General features: G+C 36.1%; 15 protein-coding genes, 1 tRNA gene and 4 pseudogenes. 10 read left to right on the top strand and 10 right to left on the bottom strand.

Annotation, left to right across the window (positions count from 1 at the left end):
• Genes moaA through P256_RS01285 form a run of 6 tightly spaced genes read right to left on the bottom strand, consistent with a single transcriptional unit; the run spans position 1 to position 10,009 of the window.
• Positions 1-1,014 carry a GTP 3',8-cyclase MoaA gene (gene moaA / locus P256_RS01310; RefSeq protein ID WP_023271873.1) on the bottom strand — a complete coding sequence of 338 codons (1,014 nt, stop codon included), beginning with the start codon at positions 1,012-1,014 and terminating at the stop codon, positions 1-3.
• Positions 1,015-1,042: 28 nt separating this feature from the next.
• Positions 1,043-1,681, bottom strand: a complete 639-nt coding sequence (gene mobA, locus P256_RS01305) for a molybdenum cofactor guanylyltransferase (RefSeq protein WP_023271872.1) — start codon at positions 1,679-1,681, stop codon at positions 1,043-1,045.
• On the bottom strand, positions 1,678-4,449 hold the full coding sequence (locus P256_RS01300; protein WP_023271871.1) for a nitrate reductase: 2,772 nt from the start codon (positions 4,447-4,449) through the stop codon (positions 1,678-1,680). Before P256_RS01300 ends, mobA begins: the two co-directional genes overlap by 4 nt.
• A gap of 30 nt (positions 4,450-4,479) precedes the next feature.
• Positions 4,480-6,090 carry a nitrite reductase small subunit NirD gene (gene nirD, locus P256_RS01295; protein ID WP_023271870.1) on the bottom strand — a complete coding sequence of 537 codons (1,611 nt, stop codon included), beginning with the start codon at positions 6,088-6,090 and terminating at the stop codon, positions 4,480-4,482.
• Positions 6,091-6,093: 3 nt separating this feature from the next.
• The gene (gene nirB, locus P256_RS01290; RefSeq protein WP_023271869.1) at positions 6,094-8,634 is read right to left on the bottom strand and encodes a nitrite reductase large subunit NirB; all 2,541 of its coding nucleotides are present in this window, start codon (positions 8,632-8,634) and stop codon (positions 6,094-6,096) included.
• A 34-nt stretch (positions 8,635-8,668) separates the two neighbouring features.
• A complete protein-coding gene (locus P256_RS01285) occupies positions 8,669-10,009 on the bottom strand; it encodes an MFS transporter (protein ID WP_040331593.1) in 1,341 nt (446 codons plus the stop codon).
• Between the two features lie 312 nt (positions 10,010-10,321).
• On the opposite strand from P256_RS01285, the gene P256_RS01280 reads away from it, so the two are divergent.
• The 7 genes and pseudogenes from P256_RS01280 (at position 10,322) to P256_RS01250 (ending at position 19,916) form a co-directional block, all read left to right on the top strand.
• Complete coding sequence (locus P256_RS01280) at positions 10,322-10,909, top strand: ANTAR domain-containing response regulator (protein ID WP_023271867.1); 588 nt, start codon at positions 10,322-10,324, stop codon at positions 10,907-10,909.
• 2 nt (positions 10,910-10,911) lie between these two features.
• Positions 10,912-11,901, top strand: coding sequence for an ABC transporter substrate-binding protein (locus P256_RS01275; protein ID WP_023271866.1), 990 nt, complete (start codon positions 10,912-10,914; stop codon positions 11,899-11,901).
• Positions 11,902-12,140: 239 nt separating this feature from the next.
• A pseudogene (locus P256_RS01270) lies at positions 12,141-13,702 on the top strand (type I restriction-modification system subunit M).
• Complete coding sequence (locus P256_RS01265) at positions 13,699-14,886, top strand: restriction endonuclease subunit S (RefSeq protein WP_023271863.1); 1,188 nt, start codon at positions 13,699-13,701, stop codon at positions 14,884-14,886. Before P256_RS01270 ends, P256_RS01265 begins: the two are co-directional and overlap by 4 nt.
• Positions 14,887-14,896: 10 nt before the next feature.
• A pseudogene (locus P256_RS01260) lies at positions 14,897-15,841 on the top strand (GIY-YIG nuclease family protein); the annotation flags it as partial.
• A 360-nt stretch (positions 15,842-16,201) separates the two neighbouring features.
• Complete coding sequence (locus P256_RS01255; protein WP_023271861.1) at positions 16,202-17,032, top strand: HNH endonuclease; 831 nt, start codon at positions 16,202-16,204, stop codon at positions 17,030-17,032.
• Between the two features lie 13 nt (positions 17,033-17,045).
• Positions 17,046-19,916, top strand: a pseudogene (locus P256_RS01250) (type I restriction endonuclease subunit R).
• 419 nt (positions 19,917-20,335) lie between these two features.
• Here P256_RS01250 and P256_RS01245 read toward each other — a convergent pair.
• Positions 20,336-20,412, bottom strand: a tRNA-Ile gene (locus P256_RS01245).
• A 163-nt stretch (positions 20,413-20,575) separates the two neighbouring features.
• Between P256_RS01245 and P256_RS01240 the strand changes: the two genes are divergently transcribed.
• The 3 genes from P256_RS01240 (at position 20,576) to P256_RS01230 (ending at position 23,568) form a co-directional block, all read left to right on the top strand.
• Positions 20,576-21,811, top strand: a complete 1,236-nt coding sequence (locus tag P256_RS01240; RefSeq protein WP_023271857.1) for a tyrosine-type recombinase/integrase — start codon at positions 20,576-20,578, stop codon at positions 21,809-21,811.
• Complete coding sequence (locus P256_RS01235; RefSeq protein ID WP_023271856.1) at positions 21,801-22,679, top strand: hypothetical protein; 879 nt, start codon at positions 21,801-21,803, stop codon at positions 22,677-22,679. The genes P256_RS01240 and P256_RS01235 overlap by 11 nt, the downstream gene beginning before the upstream one ends.
• A gap of 118 nt (positions 22,680-22,797) precedes the next feature.
• Entirely contained in the window at positions 22,798-23,568 is a 771-nt protein-coding gene (locus P256_RS01230) for a hypothetical protein (protein WP_023271855.1), read from the top strand.
• A 149-nt stretch (positions 23,569-23,717) separates the two neighbouring features.
• Here P256_RS01230 and P256_RS01225 read toward each other — a convergent pair whose 3' ends face one another.
• The 3 genes and pseudogenes from P256_RS01225 to P256_RS13365 all read right to left on the bottom strand — a co-directional run.
• The gene (locus P256_RS01225) at positions 23,718-24,104 is read right to left on the bottom strand and encodes a hypothetical protein (RefSeq protein ID WP_023271853.1); all 387 of its coding nucleotides are present in this window, start codon (positions 24,102-24,104) and stop codon (positions 23,718-23,720) included.
• A complete protein-coding gene (locus P256_RS13340) occupies positions 24,101-24,547 on the bottom strand; it encodes a glycoside hydrolase family protein (RefSeq protein ID WP_228130223.1) in 447 nt (148 codons plus the stop codon). The genes P256_RS01225 and P256_RS13340 overlap by 4 nt, the downstream gene beginning before the upstream one ends.
• Positions 24,527-25,024: pseudogene (locus P256_RS13365) on the bottom strand (DEAD/DEAH box helicase family protein); the annotation flags it as partial. The pseudogene P256_RS13365 and the gene P256_RS13340, both read right to left, overlap by 21 nt.

The following is a 25,024-nucleotide window of genomic DNA, read 5'->3' as shown; positions in this document are numbered from 1 at the left end:
TTATCCGCCTAGCATATGCATACTAATTTTTCTAAGATTTGATTTACTTTTACTATAGATCTCTGAGAAGCCTTTTTCTTTAAACCAAATAGCATAATAAAGCTGCTTTTCTAAGTCTAAAATCTCAGGATTATGTTCATCTAATTTTTCAAGTAATGATTTAATATTCAGACCTTTTTCTGCAAATAAGCAATTATAAAAATCGCCTTGAGCAGTTAAACGTAGGCGATCACATTGATGACAAAATGAATGACTAATCGTTGAAATAATACCAATCACTGTGCCATCAACTATATATCGACGTGCAGGCTCATGAGCCTGATTGACCATATCAATTTTTTTAAATTCCGTTGTTAATTCACTCAAAATTTCTTGTTCAGTGACAACTTGTGTCGTTGACCATCTTTGATCACCATCTAATGGCATAAACTCAATAAATCGTAGTTCAATATGATGATGCTTTGCCCAATGTACCAAAGGCAAAATTTGATTCTCATTACAATGCTTTATAAGTACACAGTTAATTTTTACTTTTAATCCAACCAGCTGTGCTTCGGCAATTCCTGCCAATACAGGTTTAATACTTTTTTGAGTAAGCTGTTTAAACTGTTGCTCATCTAAACTATCTAAACTGACATTCAAATCATCTAAACCTGCTTGCTTTAAAGACAAAGCATACTGACTTAAATAATGACCATTGGTCGTCATAGAAATACGCTTTAACCCAAATGGCTTTAGGTTTTGTAATTGAGCAATAAAATGAACAACACCTTGACGCATTAAAGGTTCACCACCTGTAATACGAATTTGTTCAATGCCATGCTCTACCATAAATTTACAAAACTGATATAAGGCTTCAAAACTTAGAAGCTTGTGCTTTTTTATCCACTCTGGATGTTCAGGCATACAGTAGCTACATTTAAAGTTACAACGGTCAGTTACCGATATTCTTAACTTACGTTTTTGGCGACCATATTGGTCTATAAACGCTGTATTTTTCGTCAGATGTATCACAATTCATGACATCCTCTATGTAGATTTTTCATATATGATGAAGTACTTCACTTAAATAACGTACTTTCCGATACTGCTGTAATTCATCTATTGAGTTAATACTGTGGAATATCGTTCTCTCATGTTGAAACGTTACTTTTTCTGCATTCAACCGCTTAAAACATTCTTTTAGTGAATATTCCCCTAATACAAGCTGCTCACTGACGACAGCTAGACTTGATCTTTTCATTAAACAAAACGGATATAATGGATCGCTATTCAGCTCTACATATACCACTTCAGCAAACTCAGATTGCTTTAACCTTTCATGTAGCGATATGAAGACATCAGACGGAATATAAGTAATATCACAAGGAATAAATAAAATATAATTTGACTCCGCATATGACCATGCTGTTTTCATACCCATCAATGGACCTAAAAAACCATTAATTTCATCGCTAAAACAACTTATGTTTGGCACCAATTGTCGATATACCGTCAAATCTCGATCGCTATTTACCCAAAATTTAACTGTCAACGGAGACAAATACGCATAGATTTTAACCAATTGAATTTGTTCATCAAATGTCTGTAATAACTTATTCACACCAGACATACGGCGAGCTTGTCCACCTGCTAAAACAACCACCTCTGTTAGAGGATAAATAGAATATTGTTTCGTCATGCTAAGCTCTCCTGCTTACAGGTTTTAATTAAGCCTCTAATTTCAGGTAAACAAGAGCCACAGTTACCTCCCGCTTTCAAACAAGCTGTTACCTCTTTTTCATGTGTAATATTTTTAGCCTTAATCGCATCTATAATTCGCTGCTTGCCCACTTTAAAACAGCTACAAACCAAAGGACCTTCAGAAGAAGTCATCGATATTGGTTGGCCTGCTAAAAGAGCCTTTCGATGCATTGCCCCTAATCGCTCACGTTGAAATAAACCTCTTAGCCAATCACGGTCTGGTAGCTGTTCTTGTGGAGCAATATAAAGTGTTGCGACCAATTGGCTCTTATACAATATGACGGTATGACTCATTTGAGCAGAAGCATCATCTAAATTTAGCCATTCAAATGATTCATCTTGAAAATCCAAATAGGTTTTTAAGTGACTTACAACCTGATGTAGTGGTCTTCGATCTGCCAACTCATAACGCAGGGCTGGAGTAGATGAAATTTTTACCCACCATGTTACACTTTGAATAAATTGATGTATTTTTAGTTGGTATTCGGTATTCACATACAGCGTGCCATACCATTCACATTGGAAGTTTTGAATGCAAACAGGTGTATGTTTAAATTCAGGTTCTCCAGAAATTTGGTCAACAATAGGATTGACTACCTCACCAATTCGGGCGTCTGATGCAAACTGATCATTCCAGTGAATCGGTGCAAAAACCTGACCACGGCATATATTTTCACTGATTTTTACACGTAAAACACACCGACCCCATACAGACTTTATCTGTACTAGCGCATTATGACGTACACCATATTTTAATGCATCTTGTGCATGAATCTCACAGTAAGGCTCACTTAAATGATGGGTTAAATTTGCAGATAGCCCTGTTCTCGTCATGGTATGCCACTGGTCTCTGACACGACCAGTATTCAAAATTAATGGATAGTGTTCATTGACTTGATTAACAGGATCTATAACAGCTGTGGCTATAAATTTTGCGCGCCCATTTTTATGACTAAAATTCTGTGATGTACCATATAACTGTTGAATACTTTGCTGTGAAATATTCGTTATCACGGGCCATTGTATAGGTTGTAACGCATTATAATCAGCCAAAGTTAATGTGGTTAAACCCTCTAAATTTAAATACCTAAAATACTCTGTGTACTCTCTTTGCTTAAAATGAGTATTTTTATAAGCCGTTAATTTGGCATGCTCTAAAAATATTTCATAACTGTTTTGAAAATCAAAACCAGTGAAACCCATATTTTTTGCGACTTGACAGACTGCCCACCAGTCAGCTTTAGTTTGGTCAGGTGCCGCTAAAAATGCACGTTGCCTTGAAATTCTACGCTCAGAGTTAGTTACCGTACCATCTTTTTCACCCCACCCCAGCGCAGGCAATAAAACATCGGCATATACTGTAGTATCTGTATTTTGGGAAATATCGGACACTACAACAAACTCACATTTTTCAAGTGCTCTTTTTACTTGCCCAGCATCAGGCAAACTTACCACAGGATTCGTTGCCATAATCCAAATTGCTTTAATCTTTCCCTGCTCTATCGCTTGAAATAAATCCACTGCTTTTAAGCCAGCACGGCGAGCAATATTTGGGCTTTGCCAAAACTCTTGTACCAATGTTTGATGTGACAGGTTATCCAGATCTAAATGGGCAGCTAACATATTCGCTAACCCTCCAACCTCTCTCCCACCCATTGCATTGGGTTGACCCGTCATAGAAAAAGGAGCTGCACCCAACTTACCAAGTTTACCTGTCAATAAATGGCAATTAATAATACTGTTAGCTTTGTTCACACCTTGTGAAGATTGATTCACTCCCATAGAAAATAGCGTCATTACTTTTTCAGTTTGAGCAAATTTTTCATAGAATTGCGTTAGGCTTTCAAGTGAAATACCTGTTTTATCTGCAACAGCAGCAATATTCACTTCATTTTTACTTGCAAATAATGCATCTGCTAGATCATCTGTATTGGCTTGTACAAAATCGTGATCTTGATAACCATGCTTCACCAAATATTGTAGTAAACCATTAAACAAACAAACATCTTGACCAGGTAAAATGGGTAAATGTAAATCTGCACTTTCACAAGTTGCAGTAAATCGCGGATCGATTACGACTACAAATACATCACGGTGCTGCTTCGCCTGCATAATACGCTGATACAAAATAGGGTGGCACCACGCAGTATTTGACCCAACCAAAATCACCATTTCAGTATATTCAAAATCGATATAACTCGCAGGCACAATATCTTCACCAAAGCTACGTTTATGTGCTGCTACAGCTGAAGACATACACAGTCGTGAGTTAGTATCAATATTTGCTGTACCCAAATAGCCTTTTACAAACTTATTCACTACATAATAGTCTTCGGTAAGCAACTGACCTGAAACATAAAATGCGATACTTTCCGCACCATATTTCTCTATACAATCCTTAAATTTTTCAGAAACTTGTTCTATAGCATGTTGCCAAGAAGTTTCAACTCGCTGTAAATGACGTCCAACTCGAGGCTGTAATAATCGGCTACTTAAACCAATCGTATCGGCTAGATTACTGCCTTTAATACACAATTTACCAAAGTTGGATGGATGGTCTTGATCGCCTTTCACCGTCAATTTAACACCAGATATACCCGTTTCAACCTCAGCAGTTACACCACAACCTACTCCGCAATATGGACAAGTCGTCTGTGTGGTCACCACTGAGTTGTTTTGTATATTTATCACTGGAATTGACGTCATAGCTATATCCTCAGCACATCAACAGTCATTTTAACTTGCTTGTTTCATTGCAAAATCACGACCAAACAGTAGCTTATGACGGATTTGTCTAATTACTGTTTGGTCTGCTATAAGCTCCGCATACCATGCACCATCTTCAGTATCTCCAAACAATACAGCACCAATAACTCTGTCATTTTTAATAATGATACGTTTATAGACACTTCTCTTTTCATCATTCAAGATAACATCTTCAAAATCACCTCGCGGCTCAATATTTCCTGCAGAAAACACATCACAGCCACTGACTTTGAGTTGAGTAGGTACAGTTGGGGCTTTAAAGATTAGTCCACCACGCTCTGCTAATTGATTTGCACAAATAAATGCTTGCCCCCACAATGGTTCAACTAAGCCAAATGTTTGCTGACGATGCTCAATACACTCACCTACAGCATATATACTCGGATCAAATGTTTGCATCGTATCATTTACAATTATTCCTCGATTACAATGCAAGCCTGCCTGCTTGGCTAAGCGAATATTTGGTCTAATACCCACTGCGAAAATAACCAAGTCTGCCGAAATAACTTCACCAGATGCGAGATGTACTGATTTCACATGTCCATCCTCACCTTCTAAATACTCTGTAGAAGCATTTGTCATGACTTGAATGCCTTTTGCTTCTATACTTTTTTGTAATAAAGCACTCGCACGTGTATCTAATTGGCGATTCATAATGCGGTCACTTAAATGTACGACTGTAACATTCATACCTTGTTGTTTAAGACCATAGGCTGCTTCTAAACCTAAAAGCCCCGCTCCAATCACAACTGCATTTTTATAAGTTTTAGCGTATTGCAACATTTGATTCACATCATCAATATCACGAAAGCTCATAACTCCTTTTAAACCAGTACCTTCTATATGCGGAATGAACGGCGTTGAACCCGTTGCCAAAATCATACGGTCATAATCAACCACTACCCCATTTTGGGTATGTAGCTGTTTTCTTACTCGATCAACTTGAACGACGGGGTCTCCCGTAATCAAGCAAATACCATTTTGGCGATACCATGAGGGTTGATGCAGCATAATATCATCGAGTGTTTTATCGCCTGAAAGTACAGGTGATAACATAATTCGATTATAGTTACCTCTTGGTTCTGCACCAATTACAGTAATATCATAGCGATCTGGTGCCATATCTAATAAATCTTCAAGGCAGCGCATACCTGCCAAGCCATTTCCAACTAACACCAACTTTAGTTTATGTTGTACCGAGCTTATGTTGGTCAGATATGCCTTCTTCGGTACACGATTCACAAACACGCGACCATGCTCTACTTTTGTGGCAAATGACTTCAAGCTATGTTGCCCATCTTCTAAACAACGCCCTGTCACTAAGCTAAAATGCTGCTTATAGATAGGAGAAGCCACAACACGCTCCCCTTGTATATCACCAATAATTCCGCGTGACATCACAAAGGATTGACTAAAAGGATCTTGGTTACTTAGTGCATATACTCTGTGCTCATGTCCCACACGAAAAATAGCAATTTGTTGTTGATCTACCAAAATGCCCACACCCGTATTTGGTGTAATTTCATCCAAAGCACAGACATCAATCCAATCCGTAGTTTCCTGAATTTTTAGTTTATTCATTATTTATGCCTCTACTACTAGAATGCGACTTTCATCACGTTCAATTTGCGTTTTAGGTCTAATTTGTCCGCGTACTGAGGTAAATTGAATATTTGGATCACTTTGCTCAGGTGCATTAATAAATGTTTTAAAGCGTTGGCGGATTTCAGGTGTTTCTATTGCTGTTCGCCATTCATCTTGATATGTGCCAACGACGTGTTGCATACGATGCTCAAGTTCACTTGCCAATCCTAAACCATCATCTACAATCACCGATTTTAAATAGGCTAAGCCACCCTCTAAATTATCGCGCCATACACTGGTTCTCTGTAACCGATCTGCGGTTTGAATATAAAACATAAAGAATCGATCGATATACCGAACCAAAGTTTGTGTATCTAAATCAGAAGCCAATAACTCAGCATGGCGTGGTTTCATCCCTCCATTACCACAGACATATAAGTTCCAACCCTTTTCTGTAGCAATCACGCCTACATCTTTGCCTTGCGCCTCGGCACATTCACGGGTACAACCTGATACAGCCATTTTTAGCTTATGTGGTGAACGTAAACCTTTATATCTATTCTCTAAAAAAATTGCCAAAGCAACAGAATCATCTACTCCATACCGGCACCATGTGCTACCTACACAAGATTTGACCGTACGTAATGACTTTCCATATGCATGACCTGATTCAAATCCTGCATCAACTAACTTTTCCCAAATTTCAGGTAGCTGATGTACTTGCGCACCAAATAAATCGATACGCTGACCGCCTGTGATTTTGGTATAAAGTTGATATTCTTTAGCAATTTGACCAATCGTAATTAATCCATCTGGGCTAATTTCTCCACCTGCAATACGAGGCACAATAGAATAAGATCCATCTTTTTGAATATTGCCAAGATAATAATCATTACTGTCTTGTAAGCCCGCATGTGAAGGTTTGAGCACAAAATCATTCCAGCATGATGCCAATATGTTAGCCACTGTCGGCTTGCAAATATCACAACCTAAACCGTGTCCATATGCTGCAAGCAAATCATCAAATGTTTGGATCTCATTTACACGTATAAGGTGATATAGCTCTTGTCTTGAATAAGCAAAATGCTCACAAAGATTATTATTTACACTTACACCTTGTCTTTGTAACTCAGATTTCAATACCTGCGTTACAAGCGTAGTACACCCACCGCATGCAGTTGCTGCTTTCGTACATTTTTTTAGTGCAGCAAGAGAGGTTGATCCATCTCCAATCGCCGTACAAATCTCTGCTTTAGAAACATTATTACATGAGCAAATAACGGCTGTATCTGGCAATAAATCAATTCCACTTGCACCTGATTTATTTACAGAAGTTTGATATCCAGGCATGATTAAGCTTTCTGGATGCTCAGGAATGGGAGAGCCATTCAACATCATTTGTAATAAGTCGTTATATTCTTTAGCACATCCAACCAATACAGCACCAAGTAATTTATTCTTTTTCTGGTTTACCACAATTTTTTTATATATTTTGGCATCTTCATCTGCATAAAAATAACTCAAACTCTGAGGTGTAACGGCATGTGCATCACCAATTGATGCAACATCCACTCCCATGAGTTTGAGTTTAGTGCTCATATCCGCACCGCTGAACCCTTGTGTTTGCTCATCTAAAATATGCTTGGCTGTTAGCCTTGCCATATCATATCCGGGTGCAACTAAACCATAAATCTTACTTTTCCAAAGCGCACACTCGCCTATAGCATAAATATCAGGAGAAGATGTTTGACAATAGTCATTAATGACTATTCCACCTCTTTCACCGATTGCTAAACCACTTTGACGAGCTAACTCATCACGTGGGCGAATACCTGCGGAAAATAATACAATATCTGTTTCTAAATCTGACCCATCTGCAAACTTCAATGTATGTGTTGAATCAATACCATCCTCAATAATGGAAGTTAATTTTTGGGTATGTACTTCAACACCTAAATCTTCAATTTTTGAGCGTAATATTTTTCCTCCTAAATCATCGACTTGTACAGCCATTAGACGTGGAGAAAATTCAACAACATGCGTTTTTAGCTTTAAGTCCATTAAAGCCTTTGCAGCTTCAAGTCCCAATAATCCACCACCAATTACAACACCAATTTTTGCATCATGGCTCGCTTTTCGAATGGCATCTAAATCATCAATAGTACGATAAACAAAGCAGTTTTTTCGATTATGACCTGTAATCGGTGGTACAAAGGCGTAAGACCCAGTGGCAAGCACCAATTTATCGTAGCGAATGATATCGCCGGCATCGGTTGTAATCGTTTTATTCAATGTATCAATTTCAACTGCTTTCGTTTTTAGCTGCAAATCTATTCCATAAGCATCAGCAAAGTCAGCTCGGGCTAAAGATAGATCTTTAAGCGATTTACCTGCAAAATATTCACTTAGATGTACTCTGTCATAAGCTAAATGAGGCTCTTCGGCAATAATCGTCAATTCAAGCTTATCATCTGCTTTTTCAAGTAGTGTTTCGATAAACTTATGTCCCACCATACCGTAACCAATCATCACTATTTTCATTTTTGTTCTCCTAAGAAGTAAGTTGTGTGTTGTGTTACACTACGGCGTCTCGATCTAGCACAGCCTGATCATATAAGCGTTGTTCTTTTTCTTTGTGTTCAACTGAAAAACGTATACTTAACACACAAACTGCAGCCAAAATAACTAAGCCACCCAAAGTCATTAAACAGGTTTGAATATCTAATACACCTTTAAGTAAAAATCCTGCTGCCACTGCACCAACATTACCACCAGCACCAATAATCCCGGCTACACCACCTAGTGCATCGCGATCAATAAATGGAACCAAAGCATACGTTGCTCCACATGCCATGTGTGTAAATAATGCAAAAGCTGTCATACCTAAAATAGCAAGCATAGGTGTCTGCATTTGAGAAAATGCGACTAAAAATAATCCCTCTAAAAAAACCATTAAAAATAATATTTTGGTTCTGCCATCCAATCCTTTTTTTATAGCAATACGATCAGAAATAATACCGCCTAATGCACGAGCAAATAATGCCAATAAACCAAATATGCCAGCTGTCAACCCAGCCTCTTTTAATCCAAAATTAAAATGGTCAACGTAGTACATAGCTACGATATTATGAATAAATATTTCAATGCCAAAGCAAGCAGCATAAGAGATGAAAAGAACCCATACCCGATAGTTTTTTGCAGCATGTAACAATATTGCTATACCACCTTTTTTATCACTCCCTACATGAATGCCTTCACTTCTAAGTGCTTTAAAATCCCCTTGTGGACAATCTTGAGTGTATTTCCAATACATCATGCCTACAATGAGCATCATGATACCTGGCACGATCAGCGCAAATCTCCAGCCGAAAGTTTGCTCAACTCCAAACATAACCATAGCAGACAGTAATAATGGCATGATTGCTTGCGTTGCTCCCCCCCCTGCATTTCCCCAACCAGCGGATGCTGCATTTGCTGTGCCTACTATATTTGGAGCAAACATAATACTGGTATGGTATTGGGTAATTACAAAGCTGGCGCCAATTGCACCAATGAGTAACCTAAAGAATAAAAATGTTTCATAACTATTTGATGCTGCCACACCAAATACAGGAATACTGCCAACCAAAAGTAATACTGTATATGTTTTTCGAGGACCATACTTATCACACAATGGCCCTACAACAAGACGCACCAAAATAGTAATAGCAACTGCAGCAATATTAATATTGGCAATTTGATTCTTCGTTAAATGGAACTCACCCGAGATTACAGGCATTAAAGGTGCACAGGCAAACCATGCAAAGAAACAAACAAAGAAGGCAAGCCAACTCATGTGAAAGGCTCGCATTGCTGCGGTTTTAAAACTGAATAACTGGATTTTATTGGCTTTTTTAGCATTCAAATTTATAGACATGGCATTACTCTTTTGAGCTAACGTATTCATCACTTTCTATTACTTTCGTAATAAAAAATGTATCAGAACGGGCGCCATTGACCGTCATATAAATTTTAGGAGTCTTCTTTGACTCAAAGTATATAATGCATAAATAATGCCAGTTTTTTTAGAACTAGAAAATAAAGTGACTTTTTTCAGTGAAAATTTGATTTTTTATATCACTGTTCTTATTGGTTTTACATTTAATTGTAAAATTTTATAAAAAATAACTATCTATTGGTATAAGGCTTGCTTATTAATAGACAGTTATTTTTATTTCAGTTTGCCTTTATGTCAGCTCTAAAAATTGCCCTAATTGATGACAATCTTGACCGTGCAAACTTGATTCAATGCTCTTTATTAGAGCATGGTTTAAATGTTGTCGCATGTATAGACATCACACATTTAAGTACTGTCAAGCTTGAAGAATTACATGCCGATGTAATTTTGCTCGACATGGCTAACCCACATAGAGATATTATAGAAAATTGTGTAAGCCAATTTGATCTACCCACCGTATTATTCACAAAAAATACAAATAAAGATGTAATCAGAAATGCCATAGATGCAGGGGTCACTGCATATATTGTTGATGGTATTAACCCTGAAAAATTAGAAAGTATTTTAGAGATTTCGATTGAACAATATAAAAAATATAAGAAGCTCGTTAATGATTTAGAAGATACGAAGAGTAAGCTTGCTGATAGAAAAGACATTGAAAAAGCTAAAGCATTTCTCATGCAAATTCATAATATTTCAGAAGAAAAATCTTTTCAATTACTGCGAAATAATGCAATGAGTTCAAGGATTACTATTGGAGAAATGGCCCGTAGATTAATTGACACTCAAAAATTACTACAATTTCAGCCAAAGGAATAATTATGCCATCTCTAGAAAAGCAATCAATTAAGTTAGGCTATATCCCTTTAATTGATTGTATTGCAATACTTTGGGCTAAACATCGTGGATTTTTTGAAGAGTTAGGTTTAGATGTTACTCTGATTAAAGAGACATCTTGGGCAAGCCTGAGAGACCGATTAGCATTCGGTGTATTAGATGCAGCGCATTGTTTATCGGCAATGTTACCTGCTGCTGCTATCGGTTTAGACCAAATTGGAATTCCATTACAAACCTCTCTAACACTGAGTACAAATAGAGCTTTTCTAAGTCTAAATCAAAATCTTTGTTTTGAATATAAACTGTCCGCTTCTAACTCCGCTTTAGATAATGCAGAAAAAGCGATAAAAGCAATAAAAGAAAAAGGACATTTAAACCTTGCACATGTCTTTAATCATTCAATTCATCATTATTGCCTCAAGGAATGGTTATCTTTAGCAGATCCCAAAATCGCTAAAGAACTACAATATACAACATGCTCACCTGCCTATTTAATTCAAACACTAAAAAAGCGGGAAATTGATGGTTTCTGTGCAGGTGAGCCTTGGAATACCCAATCACAAATACATGGTTATTCACAGGTTATAGTTGATAGTAAGCAAATAATTCCTGACGTTGCAGATAAAGTCTTAGCAATTACAAACCTTTGGGCTAAAGATAATCCAGCTACATTAAATGCACTCACTCAAGCCATTATAAAAGCACAAAGTGAATTAAATTCTCTGACAAAACTTACTGAAGCATGGGAACTATTACAAGATTATGGCATTATTCAATTTGAGTGCTCAGAGAGTATTCATGTTGAATCTTATTACAAACTCATTGAAGTAATCAAAAACTTATCAGACACCACTAAGCCTAAAGCATTTGATTTTGAATGGATTATCAAACAAATGTGCAAATGGGATAACCTTATATTAGAAGAAAAAGAAATTAATAAATTTGCAAAAATGTGTATTTATGAACGCTCATAATTTTAATAATTCTCAGACTGAGTGACCACTGATTTGATAGATAACTTTAAGGTCTATTGAATATTAAATATCTCTCTATTTTCTATTTACCCTATTGTTTTCATAGAAATAATATCTATTTGAAACACCTTTCTTTATGGGGACGACAAAAGCTGTCGTTTTAAATACCAAAGTCGCTACAAAGCCCTCTTTTTTTTGTACAATAGACCAAATTTAAAATGATTAGAGAAGCGTTACCCATGTCTCAAGCCCAACTACAAGAACTTAAAAAGCATCTTTGGAATATTGCCAATGATCTTCGTGGCACGATGGGTGCAGATGAGTTTCGAGACTACATTTTAGGATTCATTTTTTATAAGTACCTTTCTGAAAAAACCGTTAACTTTGCCAATGCTTTACTTCAAGAAGAAGGCATCAACGAACCGTATTACCAACTTGATGAAAGTAATGCTGAGCATTTAGAGTTTATTGAAGCAATTCAAGACAATGGCATTGAAGATGTTGGGTTTGCACTTGCACCAAAACAACTGTTTCATACGCTTGCTGAGCGTGGTCGTCAGGCAGATGGTTTCATTCTTGATGATTTAACCAATACATTTAAAGCCATTGAACAAAGTACCGCAGGGACAGATTCAGAAAATGACTTTGCAAATTTGTTTGAAGATTTAGATCTCAATTCAACAAAACTAGGAAGTAATGCGACAGATCGAAATACTTTAGTCACTAAAGTGCTCTCTCATTTAGATAAAATTGATTTCGATTTAAGTAATACCGAATCTGATGTTTTAGGTGATGCTTACGAGTACTTAATTGGCGAGTTTGCCAGTGGTGCAGGTAAAAAAGCAGGTGAATTTTATACACCGCAAGCTGTTTCAACCTTACTCGCTAAGATTGTGACTCATGGTAAAACACAACTGCGTTCAGTCTACGATCCAACATGTGGTTCAGGTTCTTTACTGTTGCGTGTAAAACGTGAAGTGAAAGATGTCGATATGATTTACGGTCAAGAGATGAATCGTACAACATATAACTTGGCACGTATGAACATGATTCTTCATGATGTGCATTTTTCTAAGTTTGATATTAAGCAAGACAATACCCTGACCAAAAGTTTGAAGCTGTGGTCGCAAATCCGCCCTTCTCTGCCCATTGGTCAGCCGATCCTTTGTTTTTACAGGATGATCGTTTTTCACCTTACGGTAAACTTGCCCCAAAAACCAAAGCAGATATGGCTTTTGTACAGCACATGCTGTATCAACTTGATGAAGATGGCACGATGGCAGTGGTTCTTCCACATGGTGTATTGTTCCGAGGCTCAAGTGAAGGTACGATTCGTCAGCACCTCATTGAAAAAATGAATGTGATTGATGCTGTGATTGGACTTCCTTCAAACATCTTTTACGGTACAAGTATTCCAACCTGTGTTTTAGTACTTAAGAAAAACCGTAGTAACGATGATAAGATTTTATTTATTGATGCAAGTAAAGAATTTGAAAAGCAAAAAACACAAAACTACTTAAACCCTGAACACATCGCTAAAATTATTGAGTGTTACCACACTCGTGAGAATGTAGAAAAGTTTGCACAAGTCGTAACACTGCAAGATATACAAGACAACGATTTTAATTTAAACATTCCTCGCTATGTAGATACCTTTGAAGCTGAAGCAGAAATTGATTTAGCTGAGGTTGCTAAGCAACTGCAAGATTTAGAACAACAAAGCCAACAAACAGACCAAACCATTAACGCATTTTGTGCAGAGTTAGGCATTGACTCACTTTTTGCGGAGGTGAAGTCATGAGTGCGCCTAAGTTAAGGTTTAAGGAGTTTGGTGGGGATTGGAATAATAAGAGGTTAGATAGCTTTTTACAAAGAAAATCTAATCCAGTTAGTGTTATTCAAAATGAATTGTATACCCAGATAGGAATTCGCTCACATGGTAAAGGAATTTTTTATAAAGAGCCTATCGAAGGCTATCAATTAGGAACTAAAAAAGTATTTTGGATTGAACCAAATTCCTTAATTGTTAATATTGTATTTGCATGGGAAAGAGCCGTTGCTGTCACATCAAAAGCAGAAGAAGGAATGGTTGCTTCACATCGTTTTCCAATGTATTTACCTAAAAATAATTTATCCTCTGTACTATTTTTGAAATATTTATTCATTACTGACAAAGGTAAAAACTATTTAGAGCTAGCTTCTCCAGGTGGTGCTGGTCGTAATAAAACATTGGGACAGGCAAATTTTAATGAACTTAAAATTGATTTACCTAAGCTTAAAGAACAAACCAAAATCGCTACATTCTTCACCGCAATCGATGAAAAGATTAGTCAACTTAGCCAAAAGCAAGCACTGCTTAGCCAATACAAAAAAAGCATGATGCAAAAGCTCTTTAGCCAACAAATTCGCTTTAAAGCAGATGATGGGAGTGAGTTTGAGGAGTGGGAGGAGAAAAAGTTAGGTACATTCGCTATGACTTTTTCAGGTGGAACACCTACTAGTTCAAATAAAGACTATTACAATGGGGATATTCCATTTATAAAATCAGGTGAAATATCTTTAAGTTTTACTAATCAATTTATAAATGAAAAAGGTTTAAATAACTCTAGTGCTAAGATGGTTAATCAAGGTGATTTGTTATATGCCTTATATGGTGCTACAAGTGGTCAAGTCGCTATTAGTCAAATACATGGGGCTATAAATCAAGCTGTACTTTGTATTAGAAGTGAACAGAATAATACTTTTTTATATAATTTTTTTATTTCAGCTAAGGATGATATTATTTCAACTTATTTACAAGGTGGACAAGGTAACTTATCAGCTCAAATCATAAAAAATATAGACATTCCGATTCCAACCCTCCCCGAACAAACCAAAATCGCTAACTTTTTATCAGCCATCGACCAAAAAATAGACCTCACCACTCAACAACTCGAACAAGCCAAACAATGGAAAAAAGGCTTGCTACAACAAATGTTTGTCTAGGATTTAGAAAATGGCACATGGTAAAAGCGTTAAACTGTTCTTGGTCGATGGTACACCAAACGGCATTCTTACCGCAGAAATTATAAATTGGACAGGTCATATTCTTTCTGCGCCACGCAGTAAATTAAAAGATCTGATACAACGAGAAGAATGTCAGCAAAGTACAGGTATTTACTTTCTAGTCGGCTCTGATGAAAGTAATTCTACCTATCCACTGGTCTATATTGGTGAGTCTGACAATATTGCTCAGCGTTTAGCACAGCACAACCGAACAGAAGAAAGTGGTGGTAAAGACTTTTGGAATAAAGTGTGTGTGGTCACAGGCAAAGATCAAAACATTACTAAAGCCCATATCAAATACTTAGAAAGTCGTTTAATAGACATTGCCCTTTCAAATGGTCAATCTCAGCTCAAAAATGGTACAGCACACATCTACAATAGACTACCTGAGTCAGATATTGCAGATATGGAGTATTTTTTAGAGCAAATACAAGTCATTTTGCCTGTTTTAGGTTATGAGTTTTTAAAAGAACAAAAACGACCAAGTGAACTTAAAACATCAACTATTATCCCACCTACACCTCAGGTATCTGAAAATATGTATTCTTCTGCAATGGAAGGCTTAATAGAACAACCTGCTGAATTTTACCTCAGTGTAAAAGGAATTGAAGCGAAAGCTAAAGTCATCGATGGTGAATTTTATGTACTCAAAGGCTCACAAGTTAGGCAAGATGTGAGTCAGCCAGAACATAGTTACATGGTTAACCTCAGACCAAACTTGTTAGATAATGGAACCATCGACCCATTAACATTTACTTTTACCAAAGACTATTTGTTTAAAAGTCCATCAGCAGCAGGTGCGGTGATCACTGGGCGTGCAAGTAATGGGCGTAAGGAATGGAAACAAGTCGGTACAGACTTAACTTTTGGTGAGTGGAACGAAGATCAGGTGAATGGAGAGTATGAAGAAATTCTTCATCTTGAAACCAAAACTTCACAAATACAAAACCTGTACCATCAGTTTAAAGATGCTTTTCTAAATTTAGATGTTGGTTTAGAAAAAGTCATTAAAAAGAAATACATTGCTTTTAAAAAGAATGATTTCAATGTAGCTGTTATCTATGTATTCCCATCAAAAATTCATATTAACCTTCAACAACGAGAAGGTATCTTAAAAGATGAATCGGGGCTTTTAGAGTACAATACAGCACAAAAACATCCCTTTTACACGGCAACAAGTAATAATGACCTTGAGTACATTACAAGCATTGTAAAAAACCTTGCTGACTTTTAATCTGCAAATATAGAGAAAATAATGGCAAATTGGTTAATTACCTGCAACTATCAAACATTCAATCTTGAAAAAGCATACGATGAACTCTCTGAAATATATTGGAAAAATGACGTTACCAATACAGATAAAGGCTTCCAAGTTGGAGATATTGTATATGTCTATATTACAGCACCAATATCAAAGATTGTTTATCAATTCAAAGTCATTGAACATACACAAAATAACCGATATCCAAACGCCCAACTTTTGTTTTGGAACAATCTTACAGAGCTTAAAAAGTATGGTGGCAATTTTTCAGTGTTCAAAAAATTGAAAAAAGTAGATAATAAGACATTAACTCGTCAGTCACTTATAGAACAAAATTACATTAAAAATAGCGACACTTTGCAAGGTCTAAGAACAGACAGAGGTAAGTCACAAGACCATGAAATCTCTGTACTATTAAATTATATTACATCTCAATTTAATGATGAAATGATTGATTTTGATTATCCTGATGAAGCAAATCTTAATGATAAGAAATTTCCTGAAGGTGCAAAACAGATAGTTCAGGTTAATCGTTACGAGCGAAACCCTGAAGCACGATCTAAGTGTATTCAACATTATGGTTTATCTTGCCAAATTTGTGAGATGGAATTTGCAAAAACCTATGGTGCATTTGCTCAAGGCTTTATACATGTTCACCATATTACGCCTTTACATAAAATATCTGATGAATATGAAGTTGATCCAATTCATGACTTAATTCCTGTCTGCCCTAACTGCCATGCAATGCTTCATAAAACCATTAATGGTACTCAAATGACGATTGAAAAGCTTAAAATGCTTTATCAATCTTCAAATAATAAATAATTTAGAGAGAAACATGACTACACAAAGCGAGTACCAACTCGAAAATCAACTATTAGAACAACTCAATCAACTTCATTACGAACGTGTCAGCATTCATAATGAAGCCCAACTGATGAGCAATCTAAAACTACAGTTAGAACGAGCTAATGGTATTCCAACTTTGTCTGATACAGAGTGGAAACAAGTCTTTCACCAAATTAGTCAAGGCAACGTTTTCGAGCGTGCAACCAAACTCAGAAATAAACTCCCAATTAAACTAGATGATGGCACAAGTCTCCATATCGACCTACTGTTTAAAGAGCCCCATAAAAATAGATTTCAAGTCACCAATCAAGTGACCATTGACCCTAAGTATTACAATAAACGAACCTACCGTTTTGATGTTACGCTTCTCATTAATGGTTTACCATTGGTTCAAATTGAACTCAAAAAACGTGGTACTGAAATGGCTGAAGCCTTTAACCAGATACAACGTTACAAACGAGAAACGTACCATACAGGCTATGGGCTATTTAACTTTGTACAACTTTTCATTATGAGCAATGGCGTAAATACACGTTACTTTGCACATGGTACAACCAATGATGCCTTTGCCTTTCCTTGGACAGACAGCAAGAATAAACAGATTAATGACATTTCAGCATTTACAAGCAGTTTCTTAACACCTGACTTTTTAACAAAGATGCTTAATGAATACATGGTCTTGCTTAAAGATTCCCAAGTGTTAATGGCACTACGCCCTTATCAAGTTTATGCTGTACAACAAATTACGCAGCAAGTAAAACACAGTAACAAAAACGGCTACATTTGGCATACGACAGGATCAGGTAAAACACTGACCTCATTTAAAGCCAGTCAAATTATTATGAACATGCCTGATGTTGAAAAAGTACTGTTTGTGGTAGACCGCAATGACTTAGATACACAAACAGCGAAAGAATTTAATGCGTTTAAAAAAGACAGTGTAGACAGTACCACCAATACAAAGAAACTCATCGAACAAATAAACCTACCGCATGACAAGCTGATTGTGACTACCATTCAAAAGCTCAACAATGCCATTGGAAAAGAAAAATACAGCCAAGATATTGAACACCTACGCGATAAAAAAGTCGTATTCATTTTTGATGAATGCCACCGTAGCTAATTTGGTGAAACTCACCTAAAAATTAAAAATTTCTTCCAAAAAGCCCAAATGTTTGGTTTTACAGGTACGCCTATTTTAGATGACAATGCAAAAACAATAGCAGGATTGAAATTCACCACAAGTCATCTATTTGATGAACTATTACACCAATACGTCATTGTAGATGCCATTCGAGATAAAAACGTACTCCCCTTTCAAATTGACTACCGTGGACAGTACAGTTTGAAAACTCATTCATCACATCAATCCATAGATCAGGTTGAAGGCATAGATACACAAGAGTTATTGGAAGACCCAAAACGCTTAGAACAAATTGCACAGTACATTTTGGATAACCACGATACAAAAACCAAAAAACGTGAATTTACAGCTATGTTCTGTGTCAGTTCAGTAGACACCCTCATAAAATACTACGACATCTTTGAACGCTTACAAAGTCAAAAGCAACAGCAAGATGCTGAACATGGGCGTTTGTTTAAACCACTTACCATTGCCACCATTTTCTCATACTCAGCCAACGAAGCAGTCAACGATGATGCAAATGGTTTACTGGATGAAGAAAATACTGACATTCCAAGTACAGTCAATCCATCTAAACGAGATAAACTCGATCATTACATTGCCCAATATAACCAACAGTTTAAAACCAATTACAACTCAGGTGATCAGTTCTACGATTACTATAGAGACATTGCTAAACGTGTAAAAAACTGTGAAGTTGACATATTACTGGTAGTGAACATGTTCCTCACAGGCTTTGACTCAAAACGGCTTAATACGTTGTACGTAGACAAAAACTTAAAGCATCATGGACTCATACAGGCTTTTTCACGTACTAACCGCGTGTTTAACAGCAATAAACCCTTTGGCAATATCATTTGTTTCAGAAACCTAAAACAAGCCACAGACGAAGCCCTTAAAATCTTCTCTAACAAAGAAACACCTCAAGTGGTTTTAGTCCCTGAATTTGCAGAGATTCAGCAAAACTATGAGACTTCAGTTCAAAAACTATATGACCTAACACCCAACTGCCAAGACGTTGATGATTTACTGACAGAAGACGATCAACTGGAATTTATTAAAGCCTTTCGTGAAGTCATGCGTACCAATGCTCAATTAGAAACCTTTGTCGAATACAATCAAGACAATACAACCTTAGACAAACAAAGCTTTGCTGATTTTGCATCAAAGTACAAAGATTTGTGTCATCAAGTCCGTAAAACACCAAGTAAAGAAAAAGTATCCATTTTAGATGAAGTTGATTTTCAACTGGAACTACTACACAGTGACCGCATTAACGTGGGATACATCATCAGCTTACTACAACTTGCAATTGATAATCCGAGTGTAGAAAAAAGATAGCAATACCAAGCTCAGGTCAATGACCTCATTGAAGGTGAAGTGAGTCTACATGACAAACAAGAATTGATTAAAAAGTTTATCGATCAGAACATCCCTAAACTCATTACAGGGCAAAAGGTCGAAGATGCTTTTAAGTCTTTCTGGGATATAGAAAAAGAGCAAGCCTATCAACACATTTGTAAAGAAGAAAACCTAAAAGCTGATGAGTTTGAGAAAGTACTAGAACAGTACGAGTATACAAAAAGAATGCCTGAACGCAATGACATCTTAAAATTACCAACTAAATCACCAAATCTCAAAGAACGGCTATCTGTATTAACCAATTTAGTCATTAAAACAAAATCGTTTATTGAAAAGTTTTACAAAGGATTATAAACAAACAGCAATTTCAATAATACATAGCCCTTGTCTAAAGTTAGAATCACTTTCAAGGGCAATCATAAATACAATTCTTTGGTAAAACTACACCTTAAAAGACATTTTCTCCACTAAAACTAGGGAAAAAACCTACATTTCCATTTTTCTAAAGATTTCAACTTCGTCACAGTCGATCCGAGTTTTTAGTTGTGAGTCTTCACGATTTAAATGAGCTCTAAAAGTTGTATAAAGCAGAAATTACAAGGGGATTTTTGAAAGCTTGAAACTACTGAGAATTAGATGGATTTGCTTACATAGAATAGACCAACGGATCTTTTGTAAGATGGACCACTTTACGGTCCGTGAAAAAAGCATAAAAACTGGAGATTTAGAGACTAAAAAACCTCACAACTCAAATAGTTACGAGGTTTAATAAATGGTGGGCCCACCGTGACTCGAACACGGGACCAACGGATTATGAGTCCGCTGCTCTAACCAACTGAGCTATAGGCCCTTAAGCGTTTCAACTACTTGTATTTACAAGATTTCGCTATGAAAGGTATACTATCCAAACTTAATACGCTTTGCAAGCTTTTTTTATCAAGTAGACGCATAGTAGACTATAAAATATATTGCTATATGTTGTAATATATTGCAAAACATGGGAATTCTACAACATGAGCACATCAAGAGTAAAGTTAACCAAGTCTTTTATTGATAGTCTCGCATTAGAACCAGCCATTTATAGAGATAGTGAACTTATCGGTTTTGCTCTTCGAGTAAATACATCCTATAAAACTTATATTGTAGAAAAAAAGGTAAATGGAAAGTCTACTCGGTCTACTCTGGGTATACATGGCCAAATTACTCTTGCTCAAGCTCGTGTACTTGCACAAGAAGTTTTAGTGCAAATGTCTAAAGGTATTAATCCCAACGAGCAAAAAAGACAACAAAGAGCTGATATAGAAAATCAAGATAATTTAATTAGACAGCAGCCTACCCTACAAATTGCTTTTGAAGCTTATATAAATGAGAGAGCTTTAAAAGATCGCACGCTTTCTGATTATGAAATAGTCTTAAGTAAATATCTTGCTGATTGGAAAGATTTAAAGCTTGCCTCTATTACTAGAACCATGATTCAACAACGTCACCAAGAGTTATCTACAAACTCTAAGGCTCAGGCTAATATGGCTATGCGCGTCTTTAGAGCTATTTATAACTTTTCTGTTGAACATTACCTTGATGATAAAGAAGAACCCATTCTGCCCTTAATCAATCCAGTAAATACTCTAAATGCTAAACGTGCATGGAATAAGATTAAAAGACGTAAAACTTACATTAATGAAGATAAGCTACCTGATTGGGTTAACGCAGTTTTAGCATACAAAGATCGTGGTCAAGTCTTAGAAACGAATAAAGACTTTCTACTTACATTGATTTTGACAGGCTTTCGTAGAAATGAGTGTGAGTCTATAGCTTGGGCAGATGTAGACTTAAAATATGGTTTTATTACTTCTGTTGATCCTAAAAATGGAGATCCACATACTTTGCCTATGGGAGATTTTCTTTGGGAGTTAATGCGGAAAAGAAAAAGACATATTGTAGATAGTAAGTGGGTGTTCCCTTCTGCTAAATCCGTCTCTGGTCACATTACAAATATCTCTAAGGTACGTGCAAAAATAAATAAGTCTTGTGGTATTGAGTTCACTTTCCATGATCTGCGTAGAACGTTCGGATCTATCGCTGAAAGCTTAGACTATGGAAAATATACCATTAAGAAGTTACTCAATCATCGTGAAGAAGATGAACGTGATGTGACTGCTGGATATGTACAAGTGAGTGATAAGAAGTTGCGTGAAGCTATGAATGAGATTGAAGGATTAATCCTTAGCAAGAGACAGTATGAAGATTAATATAGAATTTAATTGGGCTTTTTTTACTTCCATTTTTACACTATTTTTATATTGGTGTGGTTATTTTTACCTATCAGGTATGGCTAATTACTTTCATTACAATATAGATACTTTCGATATACCATTACCTACCGTAATTCTATATGGCATTACTTACGGCTTCAAAGAATATATGTATTTTATTGGTCTTATTGTAATATACTCTTTTTTCCAGCATTCACTAAAAAACCGCTTTAAGTATGTATACAACAAATTAGCTGCAGTTTTTCTAAATTTTATAATCATTTTCTTTAGATTTAAACCAATATCTTTTATCCTTTTCTGTTTGTTATCTCCATTTATCGTTCTAGTTAAATTTTTTTACAAACCTAAAACTAAAAAATTATTTAAAGATATAACACCTCGCTGTATACGCAGAGTTTACAAATGCTTCTTATATGAGAATAGAAGACTCAAGGTAGAAACATATCTAGGGCTAAAAAATGCTAAGTTATCCCCTATAGAACTAAAAAGAATTAAGAATGAGTGTCCAAATAGTTCAAACTTTGATTTAGTTTTTTTAGCTCATTATTTAAGTTTAATTCTTTTAATATTTGGATTCTTTTTATTATTTAGTTTTGCCCAAGGCCTCTTTGATAAAGGAAAACAAAATGCTGAAACTCAATTTCAAAATTCCGTACTAAGCTACTACAGCAAAAAGGAAAATACTCATAACACTTATCCACGTATTGAGTTATCAAACTCAAAAAACAATGTATTATTTTCTACTGAAATTTGCTTTAAGGGATCTTGTCTAATTACCGATCTGAATAGAAATGTTCAGCTTCAAGAAGCAAAAAATATTAAATTTTTAGGTTCTAGTAAATAGTTACTATAATCCTGACGTCGATGACATTGCAGATATGTTGGATTAAAAGCAGTAATGCTTCTTAAAATTAATTAATCTTAAAAGTGAAAAATCAACTAAACAAATAAAAGGAATATGAGTGGACTTTATTATTCAATTTTTACCGCCAGCCTTAGATATATCTAAGAATATAGAAACTGGTTGGTCCATAAAAGACTGGCTTCCTATTATTGCATCTGGTGTAACAATAACCACCCTGATTACAACTTTAGTAATCAATAATAAATATCAAAATGCCAGACAATCAGAATTAATTAATGCTCAAGAAAGTCAACAAATCCAAAATTTCATTGAACAACAAAATCAGCAAGAGCGCACATTTAAAGCGCAACAAGATCAACAGGAAAGATTAATATCTAGACAAAAAGCTGAGTTTGTTTCCAAGTTGCGCCAAGAGAGGATAAATAGTTTACAAGTTCATATCCGAGATTTACTCGTTGAGATGGTAAGCTTAAGAACTACTGTCTCCGATATTCAACTAGAAACACTTTCCATTTATAAGTCTATTGATGATACTGATGATACTGACAAGTATCTTCAATTAGTTAAAAAGAAAGATCTCCTATACAAAAATATGTCTACTCTTACTACAGACATTGAGTTAATTCTCAATCTTCATGAAGAAGACAATAACGAGATTATTCAGAAAATTAAAGAATATATAAGAGTTGTATTTTTACACCATAAAGACTTCAATATAGATTTTAATCTCTCTTCGGAAGGTCTTCAGGAAAAAATACTTGAATATTATCAACATAATAACTTAGATAATATATATTTTGAAATAAAGCAGAGTTTTCAAAATATATTAAAGTCAGAGCAAAGTAAAATTATGGAATATACTGAGTAGTTAATACGGGTTGCTCTAGTACATCAACTATGGCTTTTTGCTTAAATTTACATTCATTATATTTCTTCACAGTATCCACCGACCAAAGAATCCATGCCTGGCCTGTATTTTCATCTAACGTTTGAAGATCAGGACAAGGCTGCAATAAGTTACTTGGTATCTGTACTGGTGGTTTGACTTGATTTGATGAGATCATTGAGCTGCACCCGACCATCGTCATCGATGCACACATTATGATAGACAGGGCGATCAATGTATTTATTGATTGTCCTAGTGACATATTCAACTTTTGTTGCTTGCTCAGCTTTAAGTTTTTCATAGTCTGCACTCACCTTATTCATTTCAATTTGCTGTTGTTGAGCAGCTTCTAAATATTTCTGTTTTTGTTCCTGTACATAAGCAATATGCTCTTGCTTCTGTTTCTCGATCACTTCATCTTTGTGACTCAAGATCATAAGTAAGCACAGGATTAAAAAAGCGAGTAATGCAATGAAGCACTCTCGCCAGTATTTCAGAGCCAGTAATAAATAAGTCATTGGTTTGCCTCCATGCATTTCTCATAGCGGTTATTTTGACGTACATACACGCCATAGCAGTTGTTAGATCGAATTGAACAGTCACGCCCTGCCGTATATTTATATTTCAGAAGTGCTTTACAGGCTTGGACGTAATTGCCCTGAAGCAGATTTATTCTGATCGATGACTGATTGAAAGTGCCAATACCGAATTGATATACAAAATCGATGTAAGCGTCATACTCACTTTGAGCGAGTTTCACGTTCGGAATTGAGTGCTTGAATTGCTTCTCTACTTTTGAGATGTGGTCTTTTAAGTAGTAGTCTGCAGTCTGTCTTGAAATTGGTTTATCATGCATGGTGACTGCTTTGCCGTTTGGATAGACTGTGGTGCCGTGACCAATAGTTGGGACATCCCCCTGCGTTGGACGAACAGGTTTTGAGGTAAAACCCTCATCTGCCAATGTCCCTGCACGGCGACCAGTGACCTGACCACCCATAGATGCGCCGTATACATGACCAGCATCGTAACCGTCTACTGTAGTTTTCCAATTGGACTTCGCATCACTACTTTTTGAGATATTTACTGGCCATAGTTTTTGAAAGTCCTCTGACTTCACAATATTACGCGCCGTTGAGGCAACTTCTTCAACCAATGACTGAGAAAATGATAAGTAAAGAAATCTTGAACGTGGATTACGTGCAATTCCTCTTGGTATCAGGTTGGTTGTCATCTCAGTTTTACCAGCACCCGGTGGTACGTTAATGACGAGGTTATCTATATGGCCTTTGATGACTTCATCAATCAGGTATGCAATATAAATATGATGCCAGTTCACCATAAATTTAAAGCCCATTCGGGGCTTAAAGAAACGGCGTGTAAAAAACAAATGATCGTCTTCACACATCCGCTTTTCGACATGCTCTTGAAGACTCAACAT

Source organism: Acinetobacter nectaris CIP 110549 (assembly GCF_000488215.1).
Lineage (GTDB): Bacteria > Pseudomonadota > Gammaproteobacteria > Pseudomonadales > Moraxellaceae > Acinetobacter > Acinetobacter nectaris.
Note: the sequence above shows the minus strand (reverse complement) of the source record. Positions and strands in the feature narration are given on the sequence as shown.